Source organism: Rhizorhabdus antheiae (genome assembly GCF_049889055.1).
In the GTDB taxonomy this organism is placed as follows: domain Bacteria; phylum Pseudomonadota; class Alphaproteobacteria; order Sphingomonadales; family Sphingomonadaceae; genus Rhizorhabdus.
In genome coordinates, this window is sequence record NZ_JBLTWO010000006.1 from 193,674 (window position 1) to 219,591 (window position 25,918).

At 66.2% G+C, this 25,918-nt stretch carries 25 protein-coding genes; 10 read left to right on the top strand and 15 right to left on the bottom strand.

Annotation, left to right across the window (positions count from 1 at the left end; translation table 11 throughout):
- Positions 1–233: 233 nt before the first annotated feature.
- The 6 genes from ACNI3R_RS13255 to ACNI3R_RS13280 form a co-directional block, all read right to left on the bottom strand.
- Positions 234–2,216 (bottom strand): acetyl-CoA carboxylase biotin carboxylase subunit, encoded by a 1,983-nt coding sequence (locus tag ACNI3R_RS13255; protein WP_426184035.1) that lies wholly within the window; start codon positions 2,214–2,216, stop codon positions 234–236.
- A 62-nt stretch (positions 2,217–2,278) separates the two neighbouring features.
- A complete protein-coding gene (bioB, locus tag ACNI3R_RS13260) occupies positions 2,279–3,400 on the bottom strand; it encodes a biotin synthase BioB (protein WP_426184037.1) in 1,122 nt (373 codons plus the stop codon).
- A gap of 145 nt (positions 3,401–3,545) precedes the next feature.
- Positions 3,546–5,693, bottom strand: coding sequence for a methylmalonyl-CoA mutase (gene scpA, locus ACNI3R_RS13265; RefSeq protein ID WP_426184039.1), 2,148 nt, complete (start codon positions 5,691–5,693; stop codon positions 3,546–3,548).
- A 19-nt stretch (positions 5,694–5,712) separates the two neighbouring features.
- Positions 5,713–6,150, bottom strand: a complete 438-nt coding sequence (gene mce, locus ACNI3R_RS13270) for a methylmalonyl-CoA epimerase (protein ID WP_426184041.1) — start codon at positions 6,148–6,150, stop codon at positions 5,713–5,715.
- Positions 6,151–6,221: 71 nt separating this feature from the next.
- Positions 6,222–7,409 (bottom strand): beta-ketothiolase BktB, encoded by a 1,188-nt coding sequence (bktB, locus tag ACNI3R_RS13275; RefSeq protein WP_426184043.1) that lies wholly within the window; start codon positions 7,407–7,409, stop codon positions 6,222–6,224.
- 30 nt (positions 7,410–7,439) lie between these two features.
- Positions 7,440–8,972, bottom strand: a complete 1,533-nt coding sequence (locus tag ACNI3R_RS13280) for an acyl-CoA carboxylase subunit beta (RefSeq protein ID WP_426184045.1) — start codon at positions 8,970–8,972, stop codon at positions 7,440–7,442.
- 134 nt (positions 8,973–9,106) lie between these two features.
- Here ACNI3R_RS13280 and ACNI3R_RS13285 point away from each other — a divergent pair, with 134 nt between their 5' ends.
- The gene (locus ACNI3R_RS13285; protein WP_426184047.1) at positions 9,107–10,525 is read left to right on the top strand and encodes a helix-turn-helix domain-containing protein; all 1,419 of its coding nucleotides are present in this window, start codon (positions 9,107–9,109) and stop codon (positions 10,523–10,525) included.
- Between the two features lie 34 nt (positions 10,526–10,559).
- On the opposite strand, the gene ACNI3R_RS13290 is transcribed toward ACNI3R_RS13285, so the two are convergent.
- On the bottom strand, positions 10,560–11,432 hold the full coding sequence (locus ACNI3R_RS13290; RefSeq protein WP_206335947.1) for a 3-hydroxyacyl-CoA dehydrogenase family protein: 873 nt from the start codon (positions 11,430–11,432) through the stop codon (positions 10,560–10,562).
- A 37-nt stretch (positions 11,433–11,469) separates the two neighbouring features.
- Positions 11,470–12,618 carry a tRNA epoxyqueuosine(34) reductase QueG gene (gene queG / locus ACNI3R_RS13295; protein ID WP_426184049.1) on the bottom strand — a complete coding sequence of 383 codons (1,149 nt, stop codon included), beginning with the start codon at positions 12,616–12,618 and terminating at the stop codon, positions 11,470–11,472.
- 149 nt (positions 12,619–12,767) lie between these two features.
- Here queG and msrB point away from each other — a divergent pair, with 149 nt between their 5' ends.
- Positions 12,768–13,253: a peptide-methionine (R)-S-oxide reductase MsrB gene (gene msrB, locus ACNI3R_RS13300; protein WP_426184051.1), complete on the top strand. Its 486-nt coding sequence runs from the start codon at positions 12,768–12,770 to the stop codon at positions 13,251–13,253.
- 102 nt (positions 13,254–13,355) lie between these two features.
- On the opposite strand, the gene ACNI3R_RS13305 is transcribed toward msrB, so the two are convergent.
- Positions 13,356–14,168, bottom strand: coding sequence for a cold-shock protein (locus ACNI3R_RS13305; RefSeq protein ID WP_426184053.1), 813 nt, complete (start codon positions 14,166–14,168; stop codon positions 13,356–13,358).
- 376 nt (positions 14,169–14,544) lie between these two features.
- Between ACNI3R_RS13305 and ACNI3R_RS13310 the strand changes: the two genes are divergently transcribed.
- The 6 genes from ACNI3R_RS13310 (at position 14,545) to rpoN (ending at position 19,722) form a co-directional block, all read left to right on the top strand.
- The gene (locus tag ACNI3R_RS13310) at positions 14,545–15,306 is read left to right on the top strand and encodes a TerC family protein (protein ID WP_426184055.1); all 762 of its coding nucleotides are present in this window, start codon (positions 14,545–14,547) and stop codon (positions 15,304–15,306) included.
- A 36-nt stretch (positions 15,307–15,342) separates the two neighbouring features.
- Positions 15,343–15,960, top strand: coding sequence for a ribonuclease D (locus ACNI3R_RS13315; RefSeq protein WP_426184057.1), 618 nt, complete (start codon positions 15,343–15,345; stop codon positions 15,958–15,960).
- Between the two features lie 42 nt (positions 15,961–16,002).
- A complete protein-coding gene (gene lptC, locus ACNI3R_RS13320) occupies positions 16,003–16,692 on the top strand; it encodes an LPS export ABC transporter periplasmic protein LptC (protein ID WP_426184059.1) in 690 nt (229 codons plus the stop codon).
- A 20-nt stretch (positions 16,693–16,712) separates the two neighbouring features.
- The gene (locus tag ACNI3R_RS13325) at positions 16,713–17,225 is read left to right on the top strand and encodes an LptA/OstA family protein (protein WP_426184200.1); all 513 of its coding nucleotides are present in this window, start codon (positions 16,713–16,715) and stop codon (positions 17,223–17,225) included.
- Between the two features lie 158 nt (positions 17,226–17,383).
- Complete coding sequence (lptB, locus tag ACNI3R_RS13330) at positions 17,384–18,160, top strand: LPS export ABC transporter ATP-binding protein (RefSeq protein ID WP_426184061.1); 777 nt, start codon at positions 17,384–17,386, stop codon at positions 18,158–18,160.
- Positions 18,161–18,183: 23 nt separating this feature from the next.
- On the top strand, positions 18,184–19,722 hold the full coding sequence (rpoN, locus tag ACNI3R_RS13335) for an RNA polymerase factor sigma-54 (protein ID WP_426184063.1): 1,539 nt from the start codon (positions 18,184–18,186) through the stop codon (positions 19,720–19,722).
- A gap of 110 nt (positions 19,723–19,832) precedes the next feature.
- Here rpoN and ACNI3R_RS13340 read toward each other — a convergent pair whose 3' ends face one another.
- Positions 19,833–19,958, bottom strand: coding sequence for a hypothetical protein (locus ACNI3R_RS13340; RefSeq protein ID WP_426184065.1), 126 nt, complete (start codon positions 19,956–19,958; stop codon positions 19,833–19,835).
- Positions 19,959–20,021: 63 nt separating this feature from the next.
- Positions 20,022–21,278, bottom strand: coding sequence for a NupC/NupG family nucleoside CNT transporter (locus ACNI3R_RS13345; RefSeq protein ID WP_426184067.1), 1,257 nt, complete (start codon positions 21,276–21,278; stop codon positions 20,022–20,024).
- Between the two features lie 102 nt (positions 21,279–21,380).
- Between ACNI3R_RS13345 and ACNI3R_RS13350 the strand changes: the two genes are divergently transcribed.
- Positions 21,381–22,037: a queuosine precursor transporter gene (locus ACNI3R_RS13350; RefSeq protein ID WP_426184069.1), complete on the top strand. Its 657-nt coding sequence runs from the start codon at positions 21,381–21,383 to the stop codon at positions 22,035–22,037.
- A gap of 68 nt (positions 22,038–22,105) precedes the next feature.
- Positions 22,106–23,011 carry an acetylglutamate kinase gene (argB, locus tag ACNI3R_RS13355; RefSeq protein WP_426184071.1) on the top strand — a complete coding sequence of 302 codons (906 nt, stop codon included), beginning with the start codon at positions 22,106–22,108 and terminating at the stop codon, positions 23,009–23,011.
- Between the two features lie 119 nt (positions 23,012–23,130).
- Here argB and dapD read toward each other — a convergent pair whose 3' ends face one another.
- The 4 genes from dapD to ACNI3R_RS13375 all read right to left on the bottom strand — a co-directional run bounded on the left by dapD (position 23,131) and on the right by ACNI3R_RS13375 (position 25,913).
- Entirely contained in the window at positions 23,131–23,955 is an 825-nt protein-coding gene (dapD, locus tag ACNI3R_RS13360; protein WP_426184073.1) for a 2,3,4,5-tetrahydropyridine-2,6-dicarboxylate N-succinyltransferase, read from the bottom strand.
- An 11-nt stretch (positions 23,956–23,966) separates the two neighbouring features.
- On the bottom strand, positions 23,967–24,635 hold the full coding sequence (locus ACNI3R_RS13365; protein ID WP_426184075.1) for a pyrimidine 5'-nucleotidase: 669 nt from the start codon (positions 24,633–24,635) through the stop codon (positions 23,967–23,969).
- A 64-nt stretch (positions 24,636–24,699) separates the two neighbouring features.
- Positions 24,700–25,392, bottom strand: a complete 693-nt coding sequence (locus tag ACNI3R_RS13370; RefSeq protein WP_426184077.1) for a VIT1/CCC1 transporter family protein — start codon at positions 25,390–25,392, stop codon at positions 24,700–24,702.
- Positions 25,389–25,913, bottom strand: a complete 525-nt coding sequence (locus tag ACNI3R_RS13375) for a helix-turn-helix transcriptional regulator (RefSeq protein ID WP_426184079.1) — start codon at positions 25,911–25,913, stop codon at positions 25,389–25,391. The genes ACNI3R_RS13370 and ACNI3R_RS13375 overlap by 4 nt, the downstream gene beginning before the upstream one ends.
- Positions 25,914–25,918: the final 5 nt, after the last annotated feature.

Below are 25,918 nucleotides of genomic sequence, written 5' to 3' on the forward strand. Positions count from 1 at the left end.
GGAAGACGATGCGAATCGTCCCCTCCGCTTCGGACAAGGTAGTAACCGCAAGATTATTGATTATTCGTAAGGGCCGGCGCGGGCGGTTCGCGAAGATGCCGCCATTTCTTATGCTTACATGACTTATGGCTAACACCGCATAAACCATGACCCGGAGCGGAATTCCGCCCCGGGTCAGCAAGATATCGTCGATGATGGCGCCCGCCCGGTGGGCAGACTCTGCCGATTGCGGTTTATTCGAATTCGAGGATGACGGCGTCGACAGCCAGGCTGTCGCCCGGCTTGGCGGCCACTGACTTGACCGTTCCGGCCTTCTCGGCGCGCAGGATATTCTCCATCTTCATCGCCTCGACTACAGCCAGCGGCTGGCCTGCCTCGACCTTGGCACCCTCGCCCACGTGAATCGCGGTGACGAGACCCGGCATCGGGCACAGCAGGAAACGTGACAGATCCGGCGGCACCTTGTCGATCATGTGGTGCGACAAGGCGGCAACGCGCGGCGTCAGCACGCGAAGGCTGTGGCTTGCACCACGCGTGGTGAACGTCCAGCCGGTCCGCTTGCGTTCGACACGCAGCGACAGGCCCTCGCCATCGATGACCGCCTCGACCAGGCGCTGGCCCGGAATATAGGGGGCGTCGACCACCACCGACGTGCCATCCACGGTCACCGCATCACCCGCGATCTCGACCGTGCGTTCGACACCGTCCAGCGTGACGACCCAGCTGGCCGACGGCTCGGCCGGGCCGTTGAGGCGTCCGTCGATATGTGCGGCGCGGGCGGCGTCGATGCTGGCGAGCACGCCGGCGATCGCCGCAAGCTGCAGGCTGAGCTTGTCGCTGGCGGGCGCACCCTGGAAGCCCTCGGGGAATTCCTCGGCGATGAAGCCGGTGGTGATGTTGCCCGAGCGGAAACGCGGATGCTGCATCAGCGCCGAGAGGAAATCGATATTGTGGCCGATGCCGTCGATCTCGAACCGGTCGAGCGCGGTGATCTGCTTGTCGATCGCGGCCTCGCGCGTCTCGCCCCAGGTCACCAGCTTGGCGATCATCGGGTCGTAGAACATCGAGATTTCGGAGCCCTCATAGACGCCGTCGTCGACCCGGACATGATCGACCTCGGCCGGCGGGCGATAGCGGACGAGGCGGCCGGTCGACGGCAGGAAGCCGCGATAGGGATCCTCGGCATAGACACGGTTCTCGACCGCCCAGCCGTTGATCTTCACATCGTCCTGGGTGAGGGCGAGCTTCTCGCCATAGGCGACGCGGATCATCTGTTCGACCAGGTCGAGGCCGGTGATATATTCGGTGACCGGATGCTCGACCTGGAGACGGGTGTTCATCTCGAGGAAGTAGAAGCCCTGGCCGGTCTTGTCGGCGCCCGACACGATCAGTTCGACCGTGCCCGCGCTGTAATAGCCGACGGCGCGCGCCAGAGCGACGGCCTGCTCGCCCATCGCCTTGCGCATCTCGGGCGAAACGAAGGGCGAGGGCGCCTCTTCGACGACCTTCTGGTGGCGCCGCTGGATCGAGCACTCGCGCTCGTTCAGGTAGAGGATATTGCCGTGCTTGTCGCCGAGCACCTGGATCTCGATGTGGCGCGGGCTCTCGATGAACTTCTCGATGAAAACGCGGTCGTCGCCGAAGCTCGCGAGGCCTTCGCGCTTCACGCTCTCGAAATTCTCGCGGACATCCTTCTCGCTATAGGCGAGGCGCATACCCTTGCCGCCGCCGCCCGCAGACGCCTTCATCATCACCGGATAGCCGATGTCGTTGGCGATGCGCACCGCGTGGTCGGTGTCCTCGATCTCGCCGACGAAGCCGGGGACGACGTTGACGCCGGCCTGCTTGGCCAGCTTCTTCGATTCGATCTTGTCGCCCATCGCCGCGATCGCACCGACCGGCGGGCCGATGAAGGCGATGCCGGCGGCGTCGAGCGCCTCGGCGAAGCTCGTCCGCTCGGACAGGAAGCCATAGCCGGGGTGCACGGCTTCGGCGCCCGTCGCCTTGCAGGCGGCGATGATCTTGTCGGCGATCAGATAGGATTCGGAAGCGGGCGAAGCGCCGATGTGAACCGCCTCATCGGCCATCTCGACATGCGGTGCGCGCGCATCGGCATCCGAATAGACGGCGACCGTCTTGATGCCCATGCGGCGGGCGGTCTTGATGACGCGGCAGGCGATTTCACCGCGATTGGCGATCAGGATCTTCTTGAACATGGGCGTCGTCGCTTCCCTATCCCGTATCAGTGTCCTCCGCCCCAAGGGACGGCGGCGTGATGTCATTCCGCAGCCAGGGCTTCCGGCGCGGTGTCGTTGATCGAGCCCTTCAGGCCCAGCTTGTCGAACAGGCGGCTGTCGGCGTCGCTGCCCTGGTTGCCCGTGGTCAGCAATCGGTCGCCGGTGAAGATCGAATTCGCGCCCGCGAGGAAGCAGAGCGCCTGGGTCGCATCGCCCATGCTCTCGCGGCCGGCGGACAGGCGCACGACCGAAGCGGGCATGGTGATCCGCGCGACCGCGACCGTGCGGACGAACTCGATATCGTCGATCCGCGCTTCGGGCAGGCCTTCGAGCATGTCGCCCAGCGGCGTGCCCTTCACCGGAACCAGCGCGTTGATCGGCACCGAACCCGGATGATCGGGCAGGGTCGCCAGCGCGTGGATGAAGCCGACGCGGTCGGCGCGGTCTTCGCCCATGCCGACGATCCCGCCGCAGCAGACGTTGATCCCGGCCTTGCGCACGCGCTCCAGCGTCTGGAGGCGGTCGTCATAGGTGCGGGTGGTGACGACCTTGTCGTAATATTCCGGCGAACTGTCGAGATTGTGGTTGTAGTAATCGAGGCCGGCCTCAGCGAGGCGCTCGGTCTGATCGTCGGACAACATGCCCAGCGTCATGCAAGTCTCCAGGCCCATCGCCTTGACGCCCTCGACCATCGCCACGATCGCGTCCATGTCGCGGTCCTTGGGGCTGCGCCAGGCTGCGCCCATGCAAAAACGTTCGGATCCGGACTGCTTGGCCTCTCGGGCGGCGGCCAGCACTTCTTCGACCTGCATCAGCTTCGAGGCCTTGAGCTCGGTCTCGTTCGACGCTGCCTGGCTGCAATAGCCGCAATTTTCGGCGCAGCCGCCGGTCTTGATCGACAGCAGCGTCGACAGCTGGACGGCATTGGCATCGTGATACTGCCGGTGCACCGTCTGCGCCTGCCACAGCAGGTCGTTGAAGGGCATGTCGAACAGCCCCGCAATCTCCTCGCGGGTCCAGTCGTGGCGTACCTCCCCCGCCCCTTCAGGGGAGGGGGTCGGGGGGTGGGGCCTCCCCGCAAAGGCAAGGTCGGAGCTGGTGGAGAGACCCCACCCCAACCCCTCCCCTGAAGGGGCGGGGCTCATATCGGCGCTGTTCGTCATCGGAACCACTTCCTGAAGAGAGCAAAGGTGCAGCCGGGAACGAGCATGTCTTCATCCGACCGGCAAAGCGGATATCGCTGCCCAGCGAATAGCAAAGGGCCAACCCACAGCGCTAACCAAAAACTTGCTGGAGCCAATCGCAGGGTCACTCGGCCGCCTCCACGCCCTCGGGGGGCTGATTATGGCCCAGGAGCCGCAGCACTTCGGTCGCCGCGCTGACCAGATTGGTGCCAGGGCCGAAAATGCCCTGCACGCCCACATCTCGGAGGAACTGATAGTCCTGCGCGGGGATGACGCCACCCGCGATCACCTTGATGTCCGACCGGCCGGCATCCTTGAGATGCTGAATCAGCTCGGGGATCAGCGTCTTGTGGCCGGCGGCGAGGCTCGACGCGCCGACCACGTCGACATCGGCCTTCAGCGCCAGATCGGCGGCTTCCTTCGGGGTCTGGAACAGCGGTCCGGCGACGACCTCGAACCCGAGATCGCCGAAGGCCGAGGACACCAGATTGGCGCCGCGGTCATGACCGTCCTGGCCCATCTTGGCGACCAGCATGCGCGGCTTGCGGCCCTTGCGGCGGGTAATCGCGTCGACCCCGTCGATCAGGCCGGCCCAGGCGCGGTCGTCGCCATAAGCGGCGCCATAGATGCCCTTGACCGGCTTCGGGGTCGTGTCGAAGCGGCCGAAGACAGCCTCCATCGCCGACGAGATTTCGCCAAGGGTGGCGCGGGCACGGGCACAGTCGACGGCAAGCGCAAGGAGATTGTCTCCGCCCTTCGCACCTTCGGTCAGCGCGGCCAGCGCCGCCTGACACTTCGCCTCGTCGCGACCGGCCTTGACCATCTGGATGCGACGGATCTGCGCCTCGCGCACCGCGACATTGTCGACGTCGAGAATGTCGATCGGATCTTCTTCGGCCAGCTTATATTTGTTGACGCCGACGATCACCTCTTCGACGCGGTCGATCCGCGCGGCCTTGGCGGCCGATGCTTCCTCGATCATCGCCTTGGGCCAGCCCGCGGCGACCGCCTTGGCCATGCCGCCCTCGGCCTCGACCTTCTCGATGATCTCCCAGGCGCGGTCGACCAGCTGCTGGGTCAGGCTCTCGATATAATAGGAGCCGCCCAGCGGATCGACGACCTTGGTCATCCCGGTCTCTTCCTGGATGACGATCTGGGTGTTGCGCGCGATGCGGGCCGAGAAATCGGTCGGCAGCGCGATCGCCTCGTCGAGCGCGTTGGTGTGAAGCGACTGGGTGCCGCCGAGCATCGCCGCCATCGCCTCGATCGTCGTGCGGATGACGTTGTTGTACGGATCCTGCTCGGTCAGCGACACGCCCGACGTCTGGCAGTGGGTGCGCAGCATCTTCGAGCGCTCGTCCTTGGCGCCGAGCTTCGTCATCACCCGGTGCCACAGCACGCGCGCGGCGCGCAGCTTGGCGATCTCCATGAAGAAGTTCATGCCGATCGCGAAGAAGAAGCTCAGCCGGCCGGCAAATTTGTCGATGTCGAGGCCCGAGGCCACGCCATATTTCACATATTCCATGCCGTCGGCGATGGTGAAGGCCAGCTCCTGCACCTGCGTCGCCCCGGCTTCCTGCATGTGGTAGCCGGAGATCGAGATCGAGTTGAACTTGGGCATGTTCGCCGAGGTGAAGGCGAAGATGTCCGAGATGATCCGCATGCTCGGCTCGGGCGGGTAGATATAGGTATTGCGGACCATGAACTCCTTGAGGATGTCGTTCTGGATGGTCCCGTCGAGCTGGGCCATGGGCACGCCCTGCTCCTCGCCGGCGACGATGAAGAAGGCGAGGATCGGAATGACCGCGCCGTTCATCGTCATCGACACCGACATCTGGTCGAGCGGAATGCCGTCGAACAGGATCTTCATGTCGTCGATCGTGTCGATCGCGACGCCGGCCTTGCCGACGTCGCCGGTCACGCGCGGGTGATCGCTGTCATAGCCGCGATGGGTGGCAAGGTCGAAGGCGACCGACAGGCCCTTCTGTCCGGCCTTCAGGTTGCGATGATAGAAGGCGTTCGATTCCTCGGCGGTCGAGAAGCCCGCATATTGGCGGATCGTCCAGGGACGTCCGGCATACATCGACGCGCGCACGCCGCGCGTGAACGGCGCGAAGCCGGGCAGGCCGGGGTCGAGATCGGCCACGTCGTCCGCCGTGTAGAGCGGCTTCACGGCGATGCCCTCGGGCGTGTTCCAGGTCAGGTCCTTGCCCTTGACCTCCTTGGCGGCAGCGGCCTCCCACTGGGCCAGATCGGGCGTCTTGTCGCTCATCGCAGCTTCCTCGGGTTTCTCAGTGGCCGGCGCCGGGGTCGTTCGGGCCGCCGGGCGATTCCATGATCTCGGTCAGCACGCCGCCCATGTCCTTGGGGTGGACGAAGAAGATATAGGTACCGTGCGCGCCGATGCGCGGCTCGCCGAGCACCTTGGCGCCCTTGTCCTCGAACCAGGCCTTGGCGGCATGGATGTCGGGAACCTCATAGCAGAGATGATGCTGGCCGCCGGCCGGGTTCTTGGCGAGGAAGCCGTGGATCGGCGAGGCCTCGCCCAGCGGCTCGATCAGCTCGATCTGCGTGTTCGGCGTATCGACGAAGCAGACCTTCACGCCCTGCGCGGGCAGGTCGAACGGTTCGCGGATGACCTCCGCGCCCATCACGTCGCGATAGAAGGCGATGCTCTTCTCGATCGAGGGGGTGGCGACCCCGACATGATTAAGACGGCCCAGTTTCATCTCGATATCCCGTTATATCCCTGCGGGTCCCGGACCGGAAACGCCCAAGCGCCGGCCGATCCGGCCCTTCGTCAGACGCGTTCGATGATCAGGGCGATGCCCTGGCCGCCACCGATGCACATGGTGATCAGCGCATAACGTCCACCGATCCGCTCGAGCTCATAGGCGGCCTTGACCGTCAGGATCGTGCCGGTGGCGCCGACCGGATGGCCCAGCGCGATGCCCGAGCCATTGGGGTTCAGCTTCTCGCGGTCGAAGCCGAGCACCTTGGCGACCGACAGCGCCTGCGCAGCGAAAGCCTCGTTGGCCTCGATCACGTCCATATCGGCGAGCGTCAGCCCGGCGCGCTTGAGCGCGATCGGCACCGCCTTGATCGGGCCTTCGCCCATATAGTCGGGCTCGACACCGGCATGGCCCCAGGCGACGATCTTCGCCAGCGGCTTCAAGCCGCGCTTCTCGACTTCGCCCGCCGTCGCCAGCACGACTGCGGCCGCACCGTCGTTGATGCCCGAGGCGTTGGCGGCGGTGACGCTGCCGTCCTTCTTGAAGGCCGGCTTCATCTTCGCGAGGGTCTCGAGGCTCGTCTCGGCACGGACATGCTCGTCGGTGTCGAAGACGGTCGTGCCCTTGCGGCTCTTGATCTCGACCGGGAGGATCTGCGTCTTGAAGCGCCCTTCCGCGATCGCGCGGGCCGCCCGCTGATGGCCTTCGACCGCGAGTGCGTCCTGCTCCTCGCGGCTGATGCCGTGACGATCGGCACAATTTTCGGCGGTGATGCCCATATGATAGCCGCCGCTCGCGTCCTGCAGGCCCTGCACCAGCGCATCGACGAGGGTGTTGTTGCCCATCTTCACGCCCCAGCGGGCGCCATGGTCATGATAGGGCACGTTCGACATCGATTCCGCACCACCGGCGAGGGTGATGGTGGCTTCGCCCAGCTGCATCATCTGCGCCGACGAGACGATCGCCTGGATGCCCGAGCCGCACAGGCGGTTGAGCGTCATCGCGGGGACTTCGACCGGAACGCCGGCATTGAGCGCGATGGTGCGCGCCAGCATCGCATCCTTGGCGCTGGTCGGCATGACCTGCCCGAACACGACATGGCCGACATCGGCCGGCGCCACGCCGGCCCGCGACAACGCTTCGGTCGCGACGAGGCCGCCGAGGTCGGACGGATAAAAGCCCTTCAGCGCGCCGCCAAAGTCGCCGATCGCGGTCCGTACGCCGCCGACGATGTAGATGTCTTCGAATTGGGCCATGTTCGGTTCCTGCAAATGACCCCCGCTTCTTCAGAGCGGGATGTTGTCGTGCTTCTTCCAGGGGTTTTCGAGGCTCTTGTTCTTGAGCTTGCGAAGACCCAGGGCAATCCGCCGCCGCGTGGAATGCGGCATGATCACCTCGTCGATGAAGCCCTTCGACGCCGCCACGAACGGGTTGGCGAAGCGATCCTCATATTCCTTGGTGCGTTCGGCGATCTTCTGAGCGTCGCCTATGTCCTTGCGGAAGATGATCTCGACCGCGCCCTTGGCGCCCATCACCGCGATTTCGGCGGTGGGCCAGGCATAGTTGAGGTCGCCGCGCAGATGCTTGGAGGCCATCACGTCATAGGCGCCGCCATAGGCCTTGCGCGTGATGACGGTGATCTTGGGAACGGTCGCCTCGCCATAAGCGAAGAGCAGCTTGGCGCCATGCTTGATGATGCCGTTATGCTCCTGCGCGGTGCCGGGCAGGAAGCCGGGCACGTCGACGAAGGTCACGATCGGAATGTCGAAGGCGTCGCAGAAGCGGACGAAGCGCGCGGCCTTCTTCGACGAATTGATGTCGAGCACGCCCGCCAGCACCATCGGCTGATTGGCGACGATGCCCACCGGGCGCCCCTCGATACGGCCGAAGCCGATGACGATGTTCGGAGCGTGGGTGGGCTGAACCTCGAAGAAATCGCCTTCGTCGACGACCTTCGCGATCAGCTCCTTCATGTCATAGGGCTTGGACGCGCTGTCCGGAATCAGCGTGTCGAGGCTCGGCTCCAGGCGATCCCAGGGATCGTCGGTCGGCCGGGTGGGCAGTTCGTGCCGGTTCGACAGCGGCAGGAAATCGACGAAATCGCGCACGCTCAGCAGCGCCTCGATGTCGTTCTCGAAGGCGTTGTCGGCGACCGAGGTCTTGGTGGTGTGGGTCACCGCACCGCCCAGTTCCTCCTGGGTGACGACCTCGTTGGTGACGGTCTTCACCACGTCGGGGCCGGTGACGAACATGAACGAGCTGTCCTTCACCATGAAGATGAAGTCGGTCATCGCCGGCGAATAGACCGCGCCGCCTGCGCACGGGCCCATGATCACGCTGATCTGCGGCACCACGCCCGAAGCGAGGATGTTGCGCTGGAACACCTCGGCATAGCCGCCGAGCGAGGCCACGCCCTCCTGGATGCGGGCGCCGCCCGAATCGTTGAGGCCGATGACCGGGGCGCCGACCTTCAGCGCCATGTCCATGATCTTGCAGATCTTCTGCGCGTGCCGCTCGGACAGCGCGCCGCCATAGACGGTGAAGTCCTGGCTGAAGACGAAGACGAGGCGACCGTTGATCGTGCCCGAACCGGTGACGACGCCGTCACCCGGAATATGCTCGGCCTCCATGCCGAAGTCGGTGCAATTATGCTCGACATACATGTCGAGCTCTTCGAACGAGTCGGCGTCGAGCAGCACCTCGATGCGCTCGCGCGCCGTCAGCTTGCCCTTCGCGTGCTGCGCATCGATGCGCTTCTGTCCGCCACCGAGCCGCGCCGCCGCGCGCTTTTCCTCGAGCTTCTGCAGGATCGCCAGCATTCGGGTCCAATGCTCCCTTCGGATTCGTAGTGGCGCCCCCTTTCCAAGCTTTCGCCGATAAGGCAAATGTGAACTTGCGGATTTGCGAATTGCCAGTTTGCAAATACTTGCACAGGCGAGTCTCGGGAGGAGTCATGGCACGGCGAACCGGTACCCGTCTCTTCGCGGGCCACGAGTTGAAGCAGTTGCGACAGAAAGTCGGGCTCGGCCAGGCGGCGATGGCCGCACGCGTCGGCCTGTCGGTCTCCTATCTGTCGCAACTCGAAAATGATGACCGCCCGATCACGCCCGCCGTGAACGAGGCCTTCGCCACCGCCTTCCCGATCGATTGGGCCAACAACGCGGCCGAGGACAGCGACCGACGCCTCGCCGGCGTGCGCGAGGCGCTGGCCGATCCGCTGTTCGCGGGGGCCGGGGTCGAGCCGCAGGTACTGCACAGGCTGATCGAGCAGCAGCCTCTGTTCGCCGACCAGTTCATCCGGTTGCACGATGCCAAGCGCCGGGCCGAGGAGCGCCTGCAGCTCAACGACGACCGCTTCGCCAGCGGCGTGCCGGGGGACGATCGCCTGCCCTGGGAAGAGGTGCGCGACTGGTTTCACGAGGCCGGCAATTATGTCGACAATATCGACCGCGCGGCCGAGGCGCTGGCCGACGAGTTCGCCGCAGAGCCGTTGCCCGAGGCGCTGCTCGCCCATGCGCTGAAGAAGCGCCACGGCGTCGACACGGTGATTGCCGCCGACGATGGCGGCATGCTGCGCCGCTTCGACCGGGCCCGCGGGCTCCTCACCATCGGTTCGGCCCAGCCGCCCGAAACGCGGCGCTTCACCATGGCGCATCAGCTGGCCCAGCTGGAGTTCCGCTGGCAGATCGCCGCCGTCGCTGCGCAAGCGCGGCTGAGGGCGGAGGAGGCGCACCCGCTATTGTCGGTCGGCCTTGCCAATTATGCGGCGGGCGCGCTGCTGATGCCCTATGGCCGCTTCCGCGAGACGGCGCGGGCGCTGCGCCATGACATCGACCGACTGTGCCAGCGCTTCGGGGTGAGCTTCGAGCAGGCCTGCCATCGCCTGTCGACGCTGCAGCGACCCGGCGAGCGGGGCATCCCTTTCTTCTTCTGCCGGGTCGACATGGCCGGCAACATCACCAAGCGGCACTCGGCCACGCGGCTGCAATTCGCCCGCTTCGGCGGCGCCTGTCCCTTGTGGATCGTGCACGAGGCGGTGGCGATCCCCGACCGCATATTGGTCCAGCTGGCCGAGATGCCCGATGGGGTGCGCTATGTCTCGATGGCCAAGGGTCTGGTGAAGCCGTCGGGCAGCTTCACCCGTGCACCGCGTCGCTTCGCGGTGGCGCTCGGCTGCGAGGTCGAGCATGCGCGCGACTTCATCTATGCCGATGCGCTGGACGTCGCCAATCTGGGAGCAGCCACCCCGATCGGCATTTCGTGCCGGCTGTGCCCGCGGCCGCATTGCGACCAGCGAGCCTTTCCCCCGGCGGGCCAGCCGATCACGGTCGACGCCGACAATCGCGACGTCGTCCCCTATCGGCTCGCCTGACGGGCGCGACCACATAGTCGCGCCCTGTTTGTCATCAGAAGGACGGGACCGGGGTTTCGCCCGAATAATCATAGAAGCCCTTGCCGGTCTTGCGACCGAGCCAGCCGGCTTCGACCATCTTCACCAGGATCGGCGCCGGGCGGTACTTCGGATCTCCGAAATCGGCCTGGAACACCTTGAGCACTTCGACGATCGTGTCGAGGCCGACCATGTCGGCCAGCGTCAGCGGGCCCATCGGGTGACCGCAGCCGAGCTTCATGCCGGCGTCGATATCGGGGATCGAGGCCAGACGCTCGCCCGCCGCGAAGCAGGCTTCGTTGAGCAGCGGCAACAGGATGCGGTTGACCACGAAGCCGGGGCTGTCGGCGGCCAGGATCGTGGTCTTGCCGGTCTTGCGGCCGAATTCCTCGGCGATCTCGACGGCGGCCGAACCGGTGGCAAGGCCCTTGATGAGCTCGAGCAGCGGCATCAGCGGCACGGGATTGAAGAAGTGCATGCCGATGAAGCGCGCGGGATCGGGCGCGGCCTGCGCCAGACGTGTGATCGAGATCGACGAGGTGTTGGTGGCGAGGATAGCATTGGGAGCGAGCACCTTGCCGATATTGTCGAAGATGGTGCGCTTGATCGGCTCACGCTCGGTCGCGGCCTCGATGATCAGGTCGGCGGCGCGCATCGGCTCCAGATCGGCAACCGGCTCGAGCAGGGCGACGGTCGCATCGCGTTTGGCGGCGTCGAGCTTGCCGCGCTCCACGGCGCGATCGAGCTGCTTGACGATACCCGCCTTGCCCTTGGCCGCGACCTCGAGCGACACGTCGGAGAGAAGCACCTTGATTCCGGCCTGTGCGGCGATCTGCGCGATACCCGCACCCATCTGCCCCGCGCCGACGACCCCGACGATATCCACCATCATCCTGTCTCCCGATTTCACTGACTCGGCGTGGCTGTTATCTCCGCTCGGACGCCTTCGCAATCGCAACATCCCATTCGCTCAGGACCTGCTGGTCATTTTCACAGTTCCGGCGGACGCCGGCCTCGGCGGCGAGCCGGATCGGATCGATGCGGGCCAGCGCCCAGATCGCGGCGCCCCGAACCTCCGGAGCGGGGTCGGCGAGCAGCGCAGCCACCGGCTTGGCGAGCTCCCTGCCCCCGTCATTGCCCGCCGCCACCAGCGCGTTGCGCATCATCCGGTCGCGCCCGATACGCTTGATCGGCGAACCCGCGAAAACGGCGCGAAAGCCGGCGTCGTCGAGCCCGAGCAGGTCTTCCAGCGCGGGCACGGCCAGTTCCGCGCGCGCCGCAAAGGCGCGGTTGGCAGCGCCCGCCTGCGCGAACTTGTTCCAGGGGCAGACTGCCAGGCAATCGTCGCAGCCATAGATGCGGTTGCCGATGCCTTCACGCAGCTCGGGGGGGATCGGTCCCTTATGCTCGATGGTAAGATAGGAGACGCAGCGTCGCGCATCGAGAACATAGGGTCGCGGAAAAGCATCGGTCGGACAGGCCCGCTGACAGGCGTCGCAACTGCCGCACCGGTCGTCATGCGGCGGATCGGGGGGCAGGTCGAGGCTGGTCATGATCGCGCCGAGGAACAGCCAGCTGCCGTGGTCGCGCGAGACGAGGTTGCTGTGCTTGCCCTGCCAGCCGATTCCGGCGGCAGCTGCGAGCGGCTTTTCCATCACCGGCGCAGTGTCGACGAAAACCTTCAGTTCACCGCCGGCCTGATCGACCAGCCAGCGGGCCAGCGCCTTGAGCGCCTTCTTGACGATGTCATGATAGTCGCTGCCCTGCGCATAGACCGATATCCGACCGATCCCCGCCTCGCCGGCCAGCCGCAGCGGATCTTCCTTCGGCGCGTAGCTCATGCCGAGCATGATCAGGCTGCGCGCGCCGGGCCACAGCGCCTGCGGCCGGGCGCGCTGGTCGCGCCGGGCCTCCATCCATTCCATCGATCCATGCGCACCCGATTCGAGCCAGCGGTCCAGACGCTCTGCCGCCTCGGGTGCGGCATCCGCCCGGGCGAAGCCGCATGCAGCGAAGCCGAGCGCCTCCGCCTGGGCCCGGATCGCATCGCGCACATTGTTCGGATCGAGGGTCATCACCGCCTCTTTAAGGGGCGAACGTAACCGGGGCCACGCTTGTCGCGTATCTTCCCTGTGCCCATATCCGGGCCCGAGCGGTTTAGCGCGCTTTCCGGATCGTCAGGTGGGCTCACCTGACGGGAAAACGCTCCAGAGGAGACAAGGTCATGATCGATCGGCGGATGATGCTCGGCGCGGGCATAGTTACTGTCATCGGCGCAGCTCTGGGCGGGCGCGCCTTCTCGGCTCCCGGCAAGCGCTTCGCGGTGACGATGAGCGAGTCGGAATGGCGCAAGAAACTCAGCCCCGCAGCCTATGCCGTGCTGCGAGAGCAGGCGACCGAACGCGCCTATACGAGCCCGCTCGACAAGGAGAAGCGCTCGGGGACCTTCCTTTGTGCAGGCTGCGATCTGCCACTCTTCTCGTCGCTCACCAAGTTCGACAGCGGGACCGGCTGGCCGAGCTTCTTCCGACCGCTGCCCGGCGCGGTCGGCACCACGACCGATTACAAGATCGGCTATCCGCGCACCGAGGTGCATTGCAGCCGCTGCGGCGGCCATCTGGGCCATGTGTTCGACGACGGGCCGCCGCCGACGGGTAAGCGCTACTGCATGAACGGCGTGGCGATGCACTTCGTGCCGAAGACGGCCTGAGGTCAGCGCGGCTGAACGGACGCGGTTTTCGCGCGAAACCGGACAAAGAAAAGCCCGGCTCCCTGGGGAAGCCGGGCCTATCTTGTCTCGCTGGTCCGAGGATCAGCTGAGCGGCGAAAGGTTCACCGCGGCATATTTGCCGCGACGATCTACCTCAAGTTCGAACTCGAGGCGGTCGCCTTCGTTGAGATTCGTCATGCCGGCACGCTCGACGGCCGAGATGTGAACGAATGCGTCGGGCTGTCCGTCGTCGCGCTGAATGAAGCCGAAGCCCTTCATTGCGTTGAAGAACTTGACCGTTCCGCTGGCCTTCTCACCCGTCAGCTGACGGGCCGGGCCGGCTCCTGCGCCGGCTGCCGGACGCGGACCGCGATCTTCGACGGCCATCGGCTCGCCATCGATCTTCAGGTCGGTTGCCGAGATACGGCCGCCACGATCGACGAGCGTGAACTCGAGCGGCTGTCCTTCGGCAAGACCGGTCAGGCCAGCCTGCTCGACGGCAGAGATGTGAACGAAAACGTCCTCACCGCCATCGTCACGAACGATGAAGCCGAAGCCCTTCTGTCCGTTGAAGAATTTAACGACGCCCTTGCCTTCGCCGATGACCTGGGCCGGCATACCGCCGCCACCGCCGCCACGGAATCCGCCGCCGCCACCGCCGCCGCGGAAACCACCGCCGCCGCCGCCGCCGTAGCCGCCGCCACCGCCGAAGCGATCACCGCCGCCACCACCGTAGCCGCCGCCACCGCCGAAACGATCACCGCCGCCACCACCGTAGCCGCCGCCACCGCCGAAACGATCGCCGCCACCATAGCCGCCGCCGCCGCCGCCGTAACCGCCGAAGCTGTCGTCACCGAAGCCATCGCGCTTGTCCCTGCCGCCGCGCGGACCGCGCCTACCTCTATCGAAACCCATGCCTTGCAATTCTTCCCGAATCTCGCCCCATTCAACGAAAGGACGTGGCGCCGGGCGTGGGCACGTCATCCTTCCGGCACGCAAAAACCATCCGCGCCATCCAACAGACATAAAGCAAAGAGGGCGATACTGCGAGCGGTTTCATGGCATGGCGCCCGTTCAGCTCACGTCAATTCGGTCCAAAAGGCCGACAGACCGAAAATGTTACCGTATTTTCGTAGATTATCCATGAAGCAGCGGCGTTCCGGCACCGCTGTCGGGGGTCTTGATCCCCCGAGTCGCAGCGGGCAGAACATTGCGGTCTTTACGTGCCCGGAACCTTCGCGACGGCGAATACGTTACCGGCCGCGAATCCCCCCGAATCCGCAAGGACATCATGTCGGACATCTTCGCCATCTTCGCCGATCCCGCCAACTGGGCCGCGCTGGCTGCGCTGGTCACGATGGAGGTGGTGCTCGGGATCGACAATCTGATCTTCATCTCGATCCTGACGAACAAGCTGCCCGACGCCTATCGCGCCAAGGCCCGGATGATCGGCATCTCGCTGGCGCTGGTTCTCCGCCTGGCGCTGCTGAGCCTGGTCGCGTTCATCGTGACCCTGACCCGCCCACTGTTCGAACTGTTCGGCCAGCCGCTCTCCTGGCGCGACCTGATCCTGATCGCAGGCGGCCTCTTCCTCGTCTGGAAGGCGACCAAGGAAATTCATCATAATGTCGACCAGGACGATGAAGGCGAGATGTTCGACGGCAAAAGTGCCGCGCTCGGCTTCGGCGCGGTGATCTTCCAGATCATCCTGCTCGACCTCGTCTTCTCGATCGATTCGATCATCACGGCGGTCGGCATGACCGATCATGTCCCGATCATGTTCGTCGCGGTGATCGCCGCCGTGATCGCGATGATGACCGCCGCCGGTCCGCTGTCGCGCTTCATCGAGAAGAACCCGACGATCGTCATGCTCGCGCTCGCCTTCCTGTTCATGATCGGCATGACGCTGATCGCCGAAGGCTTCGGGGTGCATGTACCCAAGGGCTATATCTACGCCGCGATGGCCTTTTCGGCGGGCGTGGAGGGGCTCAACATGGTCCAGCGGAACCGGCGGCGGCGCAAGCGCGCGGCCGACGACGGGACCGGGAAGTAAGTTGCCCTCGGTCGCTCCGCGCCTTATGGCGACGCGATGACAGTCTATTTGCATCAGGAAGACCTGCCCGAGGGCGCGCTGGGCCCCGGCCCGGTCGCGGTGGATACCGAAACGATGGGCTTGATCACCCCGCGCGACCGGCTCTGCCTCGTCCAGATTTCGGACGGACGCGGCGACGAGCATCTCGTGCGCTTCGCCGCCGGCAGCGATTATGCGGCCCCCAATCTGCGCGCGGTGCTCGCCGATCCCGAGCGGCTGAAGCTCTACCACTTCGCCCGCTTCGACCTCGCCGCGATCAAGCATTATCTCGGCGTGATGGCGGCCCCGGTCTATTGCACCAAAACCGCGTCGCGCCTGATCCGCACCTATACCGACCGCCATGGGCTGAAGGAACTGGTCCGCGAACTGCTCGGTCAGGACGTGTCGAAGCAGCAGCAGTCTTCGGACTGGGGCGCGCCCGACCTGTCCGACGCGCAGAAGGACTATGCGGCCTCCGACGTGCGCTATCTGCACGCGATGCGGACGATTCTGGACGAACGGCTGGCCCGCGAGGGTCGCACCGCGCTGGCCCAGGCCTGTTTCGATTTCCTTCCGGCCCGCGCCGAGCTCGACCTCGCCGGCTGGCCGGAGATCGACATCTTCGCGCATGTGTGATCGCCGGCGCACCCGCGCCGACGCCTGACGGAGCTCCGACGCATGTCCGAACTCGCCGATCGTGTCCGCAGCCAGCGCCAGCTCTGGGCTGCCAGCGGCAGCCGGCACGACCGGCTGATCGGGATCCTGCGTCTGGTGCTGCCCGTTGCGGTCGGAGCATTGGTGATCCTGCTCGCCATCGCCCCGTTGACCGTAGGACGCGATATCAGCTTCGTGCTGGCAAAGGACCGCGTCGCGGTGGCGCGCGAGCGGATGCGGGTGACCACGGCAACCTATCGCGGCCAGGACGCGAAGGGGCAGGCCTTCCAGCTGACGGCCGGCTCGGCGGTGCAGACCACCTCGCGCGATCCGGTGGTGCGGATGCAGAAGCTCGCAGCACAGATCCAGCTTCCCGAGGGTCCGGCCCGAATCATCGCCAATAATGGCCGCTACGACATGGACAGCGAGAAGGTCGCGATCGACGGACCTGTCCATTTCAACTCGGCCGACGGCTACACTATCGAGACACGCGACGTCGGCATCGACCTCAAGACCCGCAAGGTGGCGAGCGAGGGACCGGTCGACGGCCGGATGAATGTCGGGACCTTTTCGGGCGACCGCTTCACCGCCGATCTGAACGCCCGCGTCGTGGTGCTCGAAGGCCGAGCGCGCTTGCATATCGACCAGCGAAGCGCCACAGCAGCGCCCAAGGCTCCCGCTCGTAAGGGCGCTGGGGCGAACAACGGAGGCTGAGCGTGATCGGACGGGTGCGGATGGCGAAAAGGCTGCTGGTCGCGACGCTGTCGCTGGCCGCGCTTCCGCTCGCCGCGCAGACCGCGACCTCGCTCAAGAACCACAATGCCAACGCCCCGGTCGACTTCGCCGCAGACCGCATCGAGTTGCAGGACCGCAGCGACCGGGCGATCCTGACGGGCAATGTCGAGGTCAAGCAGGGCGACATGACGCTGCGCGCTGCCCGCGTCACGATCAATTACACCTCGGCCGACCAGACCCAGGTCAACCGGATGGATGCATCGGGCAGCGTCGTCCTGACCACCGCGACCGAAACCGCGCGTTCGCAATATGCGATCTACGACCTGCGCTCCCGCCTGGTCACGATGATCGGTGGCGTCACCGTCAGCCGTGCGGGCAAGGGCGAGACCAAGGGCAACCGGCTGGTCATCAACATGAACAGCGGCCAGGCCTCGCTCGACGGCGGCAGTTCGGGCAGCGGCGGCGGTCGCGTGACCGGCCGCTTCACGCCCCCGCCGCGGTCGCAGAACTGACGCTCGACCGGGCGATACCGTCCGGCTCGGCTCGAACCGTCGCACCCGCTCCCCCGACCGGCGCCAAAAATATCCATGCACGAAGCTTGCCAGTTTCCATGGGCAGCGGGGTCGTCTAATCAGGCGCAACGCGAAGCCTTCGCCGGGATGATCCGACAATGACCGACTCTGCCACCCTCGAACGACCTGCCGGCTCCGACGGCACCGGCGTGGTGCGCGGTCTGTCGGTCGTGTCGATCGCCAAGAGCTACGACCGGCGACAGGTGCTCAGCGACATCTCGCTCGACGTCGCGCGCGGCGAGGTGGTCGGCCTGCTCGGCCCCAATGGCGCGGGCAAGACGACCTGCTTCTATTCGGTGATGGGCCTGGTCCGGCCCGATGCAGGCCGCATCCTGCTCGATGGCGACGACATCACGACTCTGCCGATGTATCGCCGGGCGATCCTGGGGCTCGGCTATCTGCCGCAGGAAACCTCGATCTTTCGCGGCCTGTCGGTCAGCCAGAACATCATGGCGGTGCTCGAGCTGGTCGAGCCCGACAAGAAGCAGCGGGCCGAGCGACTCGATTCGCTGCTCGAAGAGTTTCACCTCACCCATTTGCGCGATTCGGCGGCGATGGCGCTGTCGGGCGGCGAACGGCGCCGCTGCGAGATCGCACGCGCGCTGGCGGCGGATCCGTCGATCATGCTGCTCGACGAGCCTTTCGCCGGCATCGACCCGATCTCGATCGCCGACATCCGCGATCTGGTGCGCGACCTCAAGAGTCGCGACATCGGCGTGCTGATCACCGATCACAATGTCCGTGAGACGCTCGACATCGTCGATCGTGCCTGCATCATCTATGACGGCAAGGTGCTGTTCCAGGGCAGCCCTGCCGCGCTCGTCGCCGATCCCAATGTCCGTCGCCTCTACCTGGGCGAGGGCTTTTCGCTCTGACGATGCCACCGGCGCTCTGAACCATGGCACTGGGGCCCCGCCTCGATCTGCGGCAGAGCCAGTCGCTCGTGATGACGCCGCAGCTGCAGCAGGCGATCAAGCTGCTGGCGCTGTCGAACCTCGAAGTCGAGGCGTTCATCGCCGAGGAGATCGAGAAGAATCCGCTGCTCGAATCGGGTGGCGAGCGCGGCGACGGCGGAGATGCCGACGACAGTTTCGAGGTGCCCGATTTCGATAGCGGCGACGGCGGGGAGGCTCCCGACGGCTTCGGCGATTTCGACGATGCGCCGACCGCAGACCGGCTGATCGAGGCCGGCAATGGCGTAACCGACGCCCCGCTGGACGCCGATTACGTGTCCGAAACCTTCCACCATGACAGCCCCAGCGATTCGATGCAGGGCATGGATGGTTCGCTCGGCGTCCAGGGCGCCTCCGGAGGACTGTCGGAGGACGCACCCGATCCCGGCGAGAGCGCCTCGGCCGGGCTGTCGCTCCACGATCATCTCCTCGCCCAGGCCGGTGAGCTGCTGTCCGGCGCGGACCTCGCCATAGCGGTCCGGCTGATCGACCTGATCGACGAGGCCGGCTATTTCGAAGGGCAGACCTTCGACATCGCCCAGGCGCTCGACGTGCCGTTGTTCGATGTCGAGCGCGTCCTCTCGGTCATCCAGACGCTCGACCCGACCGGCGTCGGCGCCCGCTCGCTCGCCGAGTGCATCGCGCTGCAGGCGCGCGAGGCCGATCGCTACGACCCCGCCATGGCCAAGCTGATCGACAATCTCGACCTGCTCGCTCGCGGCGCCATTCCGCAGCTTCGCCGCCTGTGCGGCGTCGACGAAGACGACATGGCCGACATGATCCGCGAGCTGCGCGGCTATGACCCGAAGCCCGGTCTGCGCTTCGGCGGCGAACCGGCGGCCCCGGTGACGCCCGACATCTTCGTCCGCCGCAAAGGGGACGGCTGGGCGATCGAGCTCAACAGCGCGAGCATGCCCCGGCTGATCGTCAACCGCAGCTATTATAGCGAACTGTCGAGCGGGCCGCAGGACAAGAGCAGCAAGGCCTGGCTGGGCGAATGCCTCACCTCCGCCAACTGGCTGGTCAAGGCGCTCGACCAGCGCGCCCGGACGATCGTCAAGGTCACGCAGGAGATCGTCAAGCAGCAGGAAGCCTTCTTCCTGCACGGCGTCGAGCATCTCCGCCCGCTGACGCTGAAGACGATCGCCGATGCGGTCGGCATGCATGAATCGACGATCAGCCGGGTGACGTCGAACAAATATCTGGTCTGCGAGCGCGGGCTGCACGAACTCAAATATTTCTTCACCTCGGGCGTTGCCGCCGCCGATGGCGGCGATGCGGTGTCGGCCGAAGCGGTGAAGAGCCAGATCGCGAAGCTCATCGCCGCCGAGGGCGACGACATATTGTCCGACGACAAGCTGGTGGAACTGCTGCGCGAGAAGGGTTTCGACCTCGCCCGCCGCACCGTCGCCAAATATCGCGAGGCGATCGGCCTCGGCTCTTCGGTCCAGCGTCGCCGTCAACGGGCGATGAAGGCGGCGTAGCAGGCGCTACACCGCCCTGTTCGACATCAGCCGGACAGACCTGCGAGCGTCGCTATGCCTTCCACGGTAACCGCGCGGACCCGTTCACCCTGAGCAGCGGAATCCGCCGTTCATCCGAGCCCCGACAGATCGAGCGCGACCCGACTGCCCCCGGGCGCCTGCGCCGGGCTCGCCGACAGGCTCATGATCGGCACCGCCACGACAACAGCCGCGCCGATCGCCAATGCGCATTTCATGTCCTTGCTCCTGCCGGAAACCTGCGTGACGATAGAGGCGTAACGGAGCAGGCGGGGTCGGGTTCAGGAGGCGATGAGAAGTCCCGCCAGCGCCGCCGACATAAGGTTCGCAAGGCTGCCGGCGACGAGCGCCTTGATACCCAGCCGCGCGATCATCGGACGCTGGTTGGGCGCGAGGCTGCCGGCCGACGCCATCTGGATCGCGATCGAGGAGAAATTGGCGAAACCGCACAAGGCGAAAGTGGTCACCGCGACGCTGTGCGGGCTCAGCGTGTCCTTGATCTGGCCGAGATGGATATAGGCGACGAATTCGTTGAGGGTCACCTTCTCGCCGAACAGGCCGCCGACGATCTGCGCCTGGTCCCAGGGAATGTTGAGCAGGACCATGATCGGCGCGAAGATGAAGCCCAATATCTGCTGGAAGCTGAGCGTCGGATGCCCGAACAGCGCCCCTGCCTGGCCGAGCAGCCCATTGGCAAGCGCCACGAGACCGACGAAGGCCAGAACCATGGCCCCGACCGAAACCGCGATCCGCACGCCGGTCTGCGCACCGAGCGCCGCCGCCATGATGATGTTGTCGGGCCGCTCGCCCTCTTCATTGGCCTCTGCGATCGCGATCGCCTCCTCCTCCAGCGCGTCGGCCGAGCGCCCCTCGGGCTGGACCGGATCGGGCATCATGATCTTGGCCATCAGCAATCCGCCCGGCGCCGCCATGAAGCTCGCCGCCAGCAGCAGGTCGACGCTGATTCCCATCGCCGCATAGGCCGCAAGGATCGTGCCCGCGACGCCGGCCATGCCGGTGACCATCACCGCGAACATCTGGTGCGGTGCGAGGCCGGCCAGATAGGGCCGGATGACGAGCGGCGACTCGCTCTGCCCGACGAAGATGTTCGCCGCCGCGCACAGCGACTCGACCTTCGACACGCCGGTCACCTTCTCGATCGCGCCGCCGACCCAGCGGATCACGAACTGCATGATGCCGAGAAAATAGAGGATCGAGACCAACGAGGCGAAGAAGATGATCACCGGAAGAGCGGCTAGCGCGAAGCTGTTCCCGCCGATCTCGGGCTTGACCAGCGAACCGAACAGAAAATCGGTGCCCGACTGGGCATAGCCGAGCAGGCTCGACACGCCTGCCGCCATTCCGCCGAGCAGCGCACGGCCCCAGGGAACGTAGAGGACGAGCACGGCGATTCCCGCCTGCAGCGCGAAGGCCGATCCGACGACGCGCAGGCGGATCGCCTTCCGGTCGGACGACAGCGCCACCGCCACGAGCAGGATCAGCACGATGCCGGCCAGCCCGGTCAGCCATTTCGTCATCCGGAAACATCCCCAAAGCGCCAAGAAAGGCCCACCTTGTCGAGCGCGCAGCGCCGGTCAAGCGCTCTTTCGCCGCCGCCGCAAAGCCGTTAGCAGTGCGGCATGACCGCCCCCACCCCGCCGGCGCAGGACGCCCGCCCGCCCCGCTCGCTCTTCATCATCTCGATCTTCTATGGCGGGATGGTCTGCATCGCCGGCGTGCTCGGGGTGAAGCAGGTGGCGCTTGGCCCGCTTGCCGTAGAGGCCGGCATCTTCGCCTTCCTGCTGCTGGTCGTCATGGGCAGCGCGGTCGCCGAACTCCATGGCCGGACGGTGGCCGACTCGCTCGTCCGCTGGGGTTTCCTGCCACTGATCATCTCTGCGCTGCTGATCCAGCTGGTCCTCGCTTTGCCGACCGATCCCGGCATGTATCCGCCGGCGGTCGAGGCTTTCCCGATCGTCGTAGGCCAGGGCGCGCGGATGATGATCGCCGGGCTGATCTCCTATGGCCTGTCGCAGACGCTCAACGTCCTGATCTTCGACCGGCTGAAGGGCAGCGGCGTCGGACGCTTCGTCTGGCTGCGCGGCATGATCGCCAGCGTCATCAGCCAGATCGCCGACACGATCATGTTCATCACCATCAGCTTTTACGGCGAGCGTGAGATATTGGGCCTGATGGGCGGGCAGATGCTGACCAAGGTCGTCCTGTCGATCGTGCTGGTGCCGCCGCTGATCACCGCCTTCGTCGTCGCCGGCCGCCGGATCGACGCACGCGGCTGACCGAACGAGCCAGTACAGGCCGAAAGCGATGCTTTATCCCGGGGCCCGGCTCCGCTAAGGGGCGCGCCATGTCGACCGATCACAGCCCCGACCCGATCCTCCTCGCCAAGGCGGAGACCCTCACCGAAGCACTGCCCTATATGCAGCGCTATGCGGGCGAGACCTTCGTGGTGAAATATGGCGGCCACGCCATGGGCGACCCCGAGGCCGCGCGCGACTTCGCCGAGGACATCGTCCTGCTGAAGGCGGTCGGGATCAACCCGGTCGTGGTCCATGGCGGCGGCCCGCAGATCGGCCGCATGCTGAAGACCCTGGGCGTCGAGAGCAGCTTCGTCGACGGCCTGCGCGTGACCGACGCGGAGACCGCGCGCGTGGCCGAGATGGTCCTGTGCGGCTCGATCAACAAGGAGATCGTCTCCTGGATCTCCCAGGCGGGTGGCCGCGCGGTCGGTCTGTCGGGCAAGGACGGCCGCATGGTCGTGGCCGAGAAGATCAGCCGCACGCGGCGCGATCCGGACAGCAATATCGAGCAGGTCGTCGACCTCGGCTTCGTCGGCGAGCCGGCCGACATCGACCGCCGCGTGATCGACACCGTGTCCAGGGCCGGCATGATCCCGGTCATCGCGCCGATCGCGATCGGCGAGGACGGGCACACCTATAATGTCAACGCCGACACCATGGCCGGCGCGATCGCGATTGCCCTCGGTGCGGCACGCCTGTTCCTGCTCACCGACGTGGCCGGTGTGCTCGACAAGGAAAAGCAGCTGATCCGCGAACTCAACCCGCGCCGGATCGCGGAACTGCGCGAGGATGGCACGATCCAGGGCGGCATGATCCCCAAGCTCGAAACCTGCGTCGATGCGGTCGAGGGTGGGGTCGACGCCGCCGTCATCCTCGACGGCCGCGTACCCCACGCGATGCTGATCGAAGCCTTCACCAAGCGCGGCGCCGGCACCCTGATCGGCATGGGCTGACAAAAAAGAATAAGCCCCTCCCTTTCAAGGGAGGGGGAAGGGGTGGGTGCGAGCGACAGCGAGCTCTTCCTGCGCACCCCGCGACATCCCTCCCCCGGAAGGGAGGGACATCCCAAGCCTCAGTCGCGCAGCAGTTCGTTGATGCCGGTCTTGGACCGCGTCTTCGCGTCGACGCGCTTGACGATCACCGCGCAATAGAGGCCGGGGCCACCATCCTTGCCGGGCAAAGTGCCGGGGACGACCACCGAATAGCTCGGCACGCGGCCGATGAAGACCTCGCCGCTCGCGCGGTCGACGATCTTGGTCGAGGCGCCGAGATAGACGCCCATCGACAGCACCGCGCCCTGCTCGACCACCACGCCCTCGGCCACTTCCGAGCGGGCGCCGATGAAGCAGTCGTCCTCGATCACGACCGGGCCGGCCTGCAGCGGCTCGAGCACGCCGCCGATGCCGACGCCGCCCGACAGATGGACGTTGCGGCCGATCTGCGCGCAGCTGCCGACCGTCGTCCAGGTGTCGACCATCGTGCCTTCGCCGACGAAGGCGCCGAGGTTGACGAAGCTGGGCATCAGCACCGCACCCTTGGCGATGTACGCGCCGCGGCGGACGATCGAGCCGGGCACGGCGCGGAAGCCGGCGGAACGGAACTCGGCCTCACCCCAGCCGGCGAACTTCGAAGGGACCTTGTCCCACCAGCTGGTGCCGCCGCAGCCGCCGGGGATCAGCTCCATGTCGTTGAGGCGGAAGGACAGCAGCACCGCCTTCTTGAGCCACTGGTTGACCGTCCAGCCGCCCTCGCCCTTCTCCGCCACGCGCCGCTCACCCGAGTCGAGCAGGCCCAGCGCGGTCTCGACCGCGTCGCGGACCTCGCCCCTGGTCGAGAAGCCGATGCCCTCGCGTTCGTCCCAGGCCTTTTCGATGATCTGCTGCAGATCGGCGCTCATGTCGTTTCCCCTCAAAGCGTGGCTGTCAGTTCGTCGAGCCAGTGCCCGACATCGCGAATCTCATAATCGATGAAGCTGTGGTCGGCCTCGTGGTCGCCATATTCGGAGCCGTTGTTGACCCACACGGTGGTCATGCCGATCGCCTTGGCCGGCTTCAGATTGCGGGCCATGTCCTCGACGAACAGCGACGTGCGCGGGTCGATGCCGAAGGCCTCGACCATCGACGCATAGCTCGCGGCATGCGGCTTCGGCTGATAGGCGCAGGCGTGGATGTCGTGGATCGCCTCGAAGCTCTTCGACAGGCCCAGCTTCTGCAGCACCCGGCCGGCATAATCGGCATCGCCATTGGTGAAGATCAGCTTGCGGCCGGGCAGCTTCGCGATCGCGTCGATCAGCCGGCGATCCTCCGACAGCACGTCCATCTCGATGTCGTGAACGAAGGCGAGGAATTCGTGCGGGTCGATCCCGTGGCTCTGCATCAGCCCCGACAATGTGGTGCCATGCTCGCGGAACATCTGCTTCTGGACGCGCTTGGCCTCGACCGGGTCGACCCCCAGCAGCCGCTGGACATACAGGCCCATACGCACGTCGATCAGCCCGAACAGATCCACCGACGCCGGGTAAAGCGTGTTGTCCAGATCGAAGATCCAGGCGTCGATGTGGCGAAGCGCTGTGTCCATGGCCGCGCGAGTAGCCGCTTGGACAAGGGGTGGCAACCGTACAGGCACGTCGCCCCGCCTGTCGTCAGACCGCCGTGCCCACCAGTCGCCCGATGCCGGCAGTCAGCGCCATGGCGAGCGCGCCCCAGAACACCACCCGCAGCACCGGCCTGCCGATCGTCGCCCCGCCCGCGCGGGCACCGAGCGCGCCGAGCAAGGCGAGGAACAGGATAGAGCCCGTGGCCTCGCCCGCCACCATCCACGCCATCGGCAGGACCGCCGCCAGCAGAACCGGCAGCAGCGCCCCGGCGGTGAAAGTCGCGGCCGACGCCAGCGCGGCGAGGACGGGCCGCGCGGCGGTCACCTCGGTGATGTTGAGCTCGTCGCGCGCATGGGCGCCGATCGCGTCGTGCGCCATCATCTGCGCCGCCACCCTGTCGGCGGTTTCCGGATCGACCCCGCGACCGACATAGATGGCCGCGAGTTCGCGCTGCTCCATCAGCGGATCGGTTGCCAGCTCGACCCGCTCGCGCCCGAGATCGGCGGCTTCGGTATCGGCCTGCGAACTCACCGAGACATATTCGCCCGCAGCCATGGACATGGCGCCGGCCACGAGACCGGCCGTCGCGGCAACCAGCAGCGCCGGTCGCTCGGCTCCGGAAGCCGCCACCCCGAGGATCAGGCTCGCCGTCGAGACGATGCCGTCATTCGCCCCGAGAACGGCGGCGCGCAGCCAGCCGATCCGCGAAACGAGATGCGATTCCTTGTGCCGCCTCATGCAATCTCGTCCTTCCCGGCAGTGTTAGGCCCCGGGTCGAGCAGGTCATCCAGGAACGATGCAACCAGCGCCGACTGACCTCCGACCCCGGCCTTAGCATAGATACGCGACAGTTGAGCCCGCACCGTTCCTTCGGCCGCCCCGCGCAGCCGCGCAATTTCGGCGACGTCGGCACCTTTCAGCGCAAACAGCGCGACATCGGCCTCGGCAGGCGTGAGTCGCCATTCCGTGAAGCGCAGCTGCACCAACGCGGCGACAGTGCCGCGCGCGAGCGCCACGGCGAGGTCGTCCTGCCGCGCCTGCTCGATCAGCGCGCGAATCTGCAGCGCTCCGGCTACCGCTCCGACGAGCAGCGCTACCGCAGCGGCGGCTTCCACCGCCAGATGGGCGCTCCAGCCCTCCGCAGCGATGTCGCCGAGCAAGTCCAGCAGGAACAGCATCGTCGCGAGTGCCTGAAGCGCCACCACCAGCGTCGTCGCGAAGGTCCTGCGGTGCAGCTGTGCTTGTCTGGCGCTCGGCATGGCGA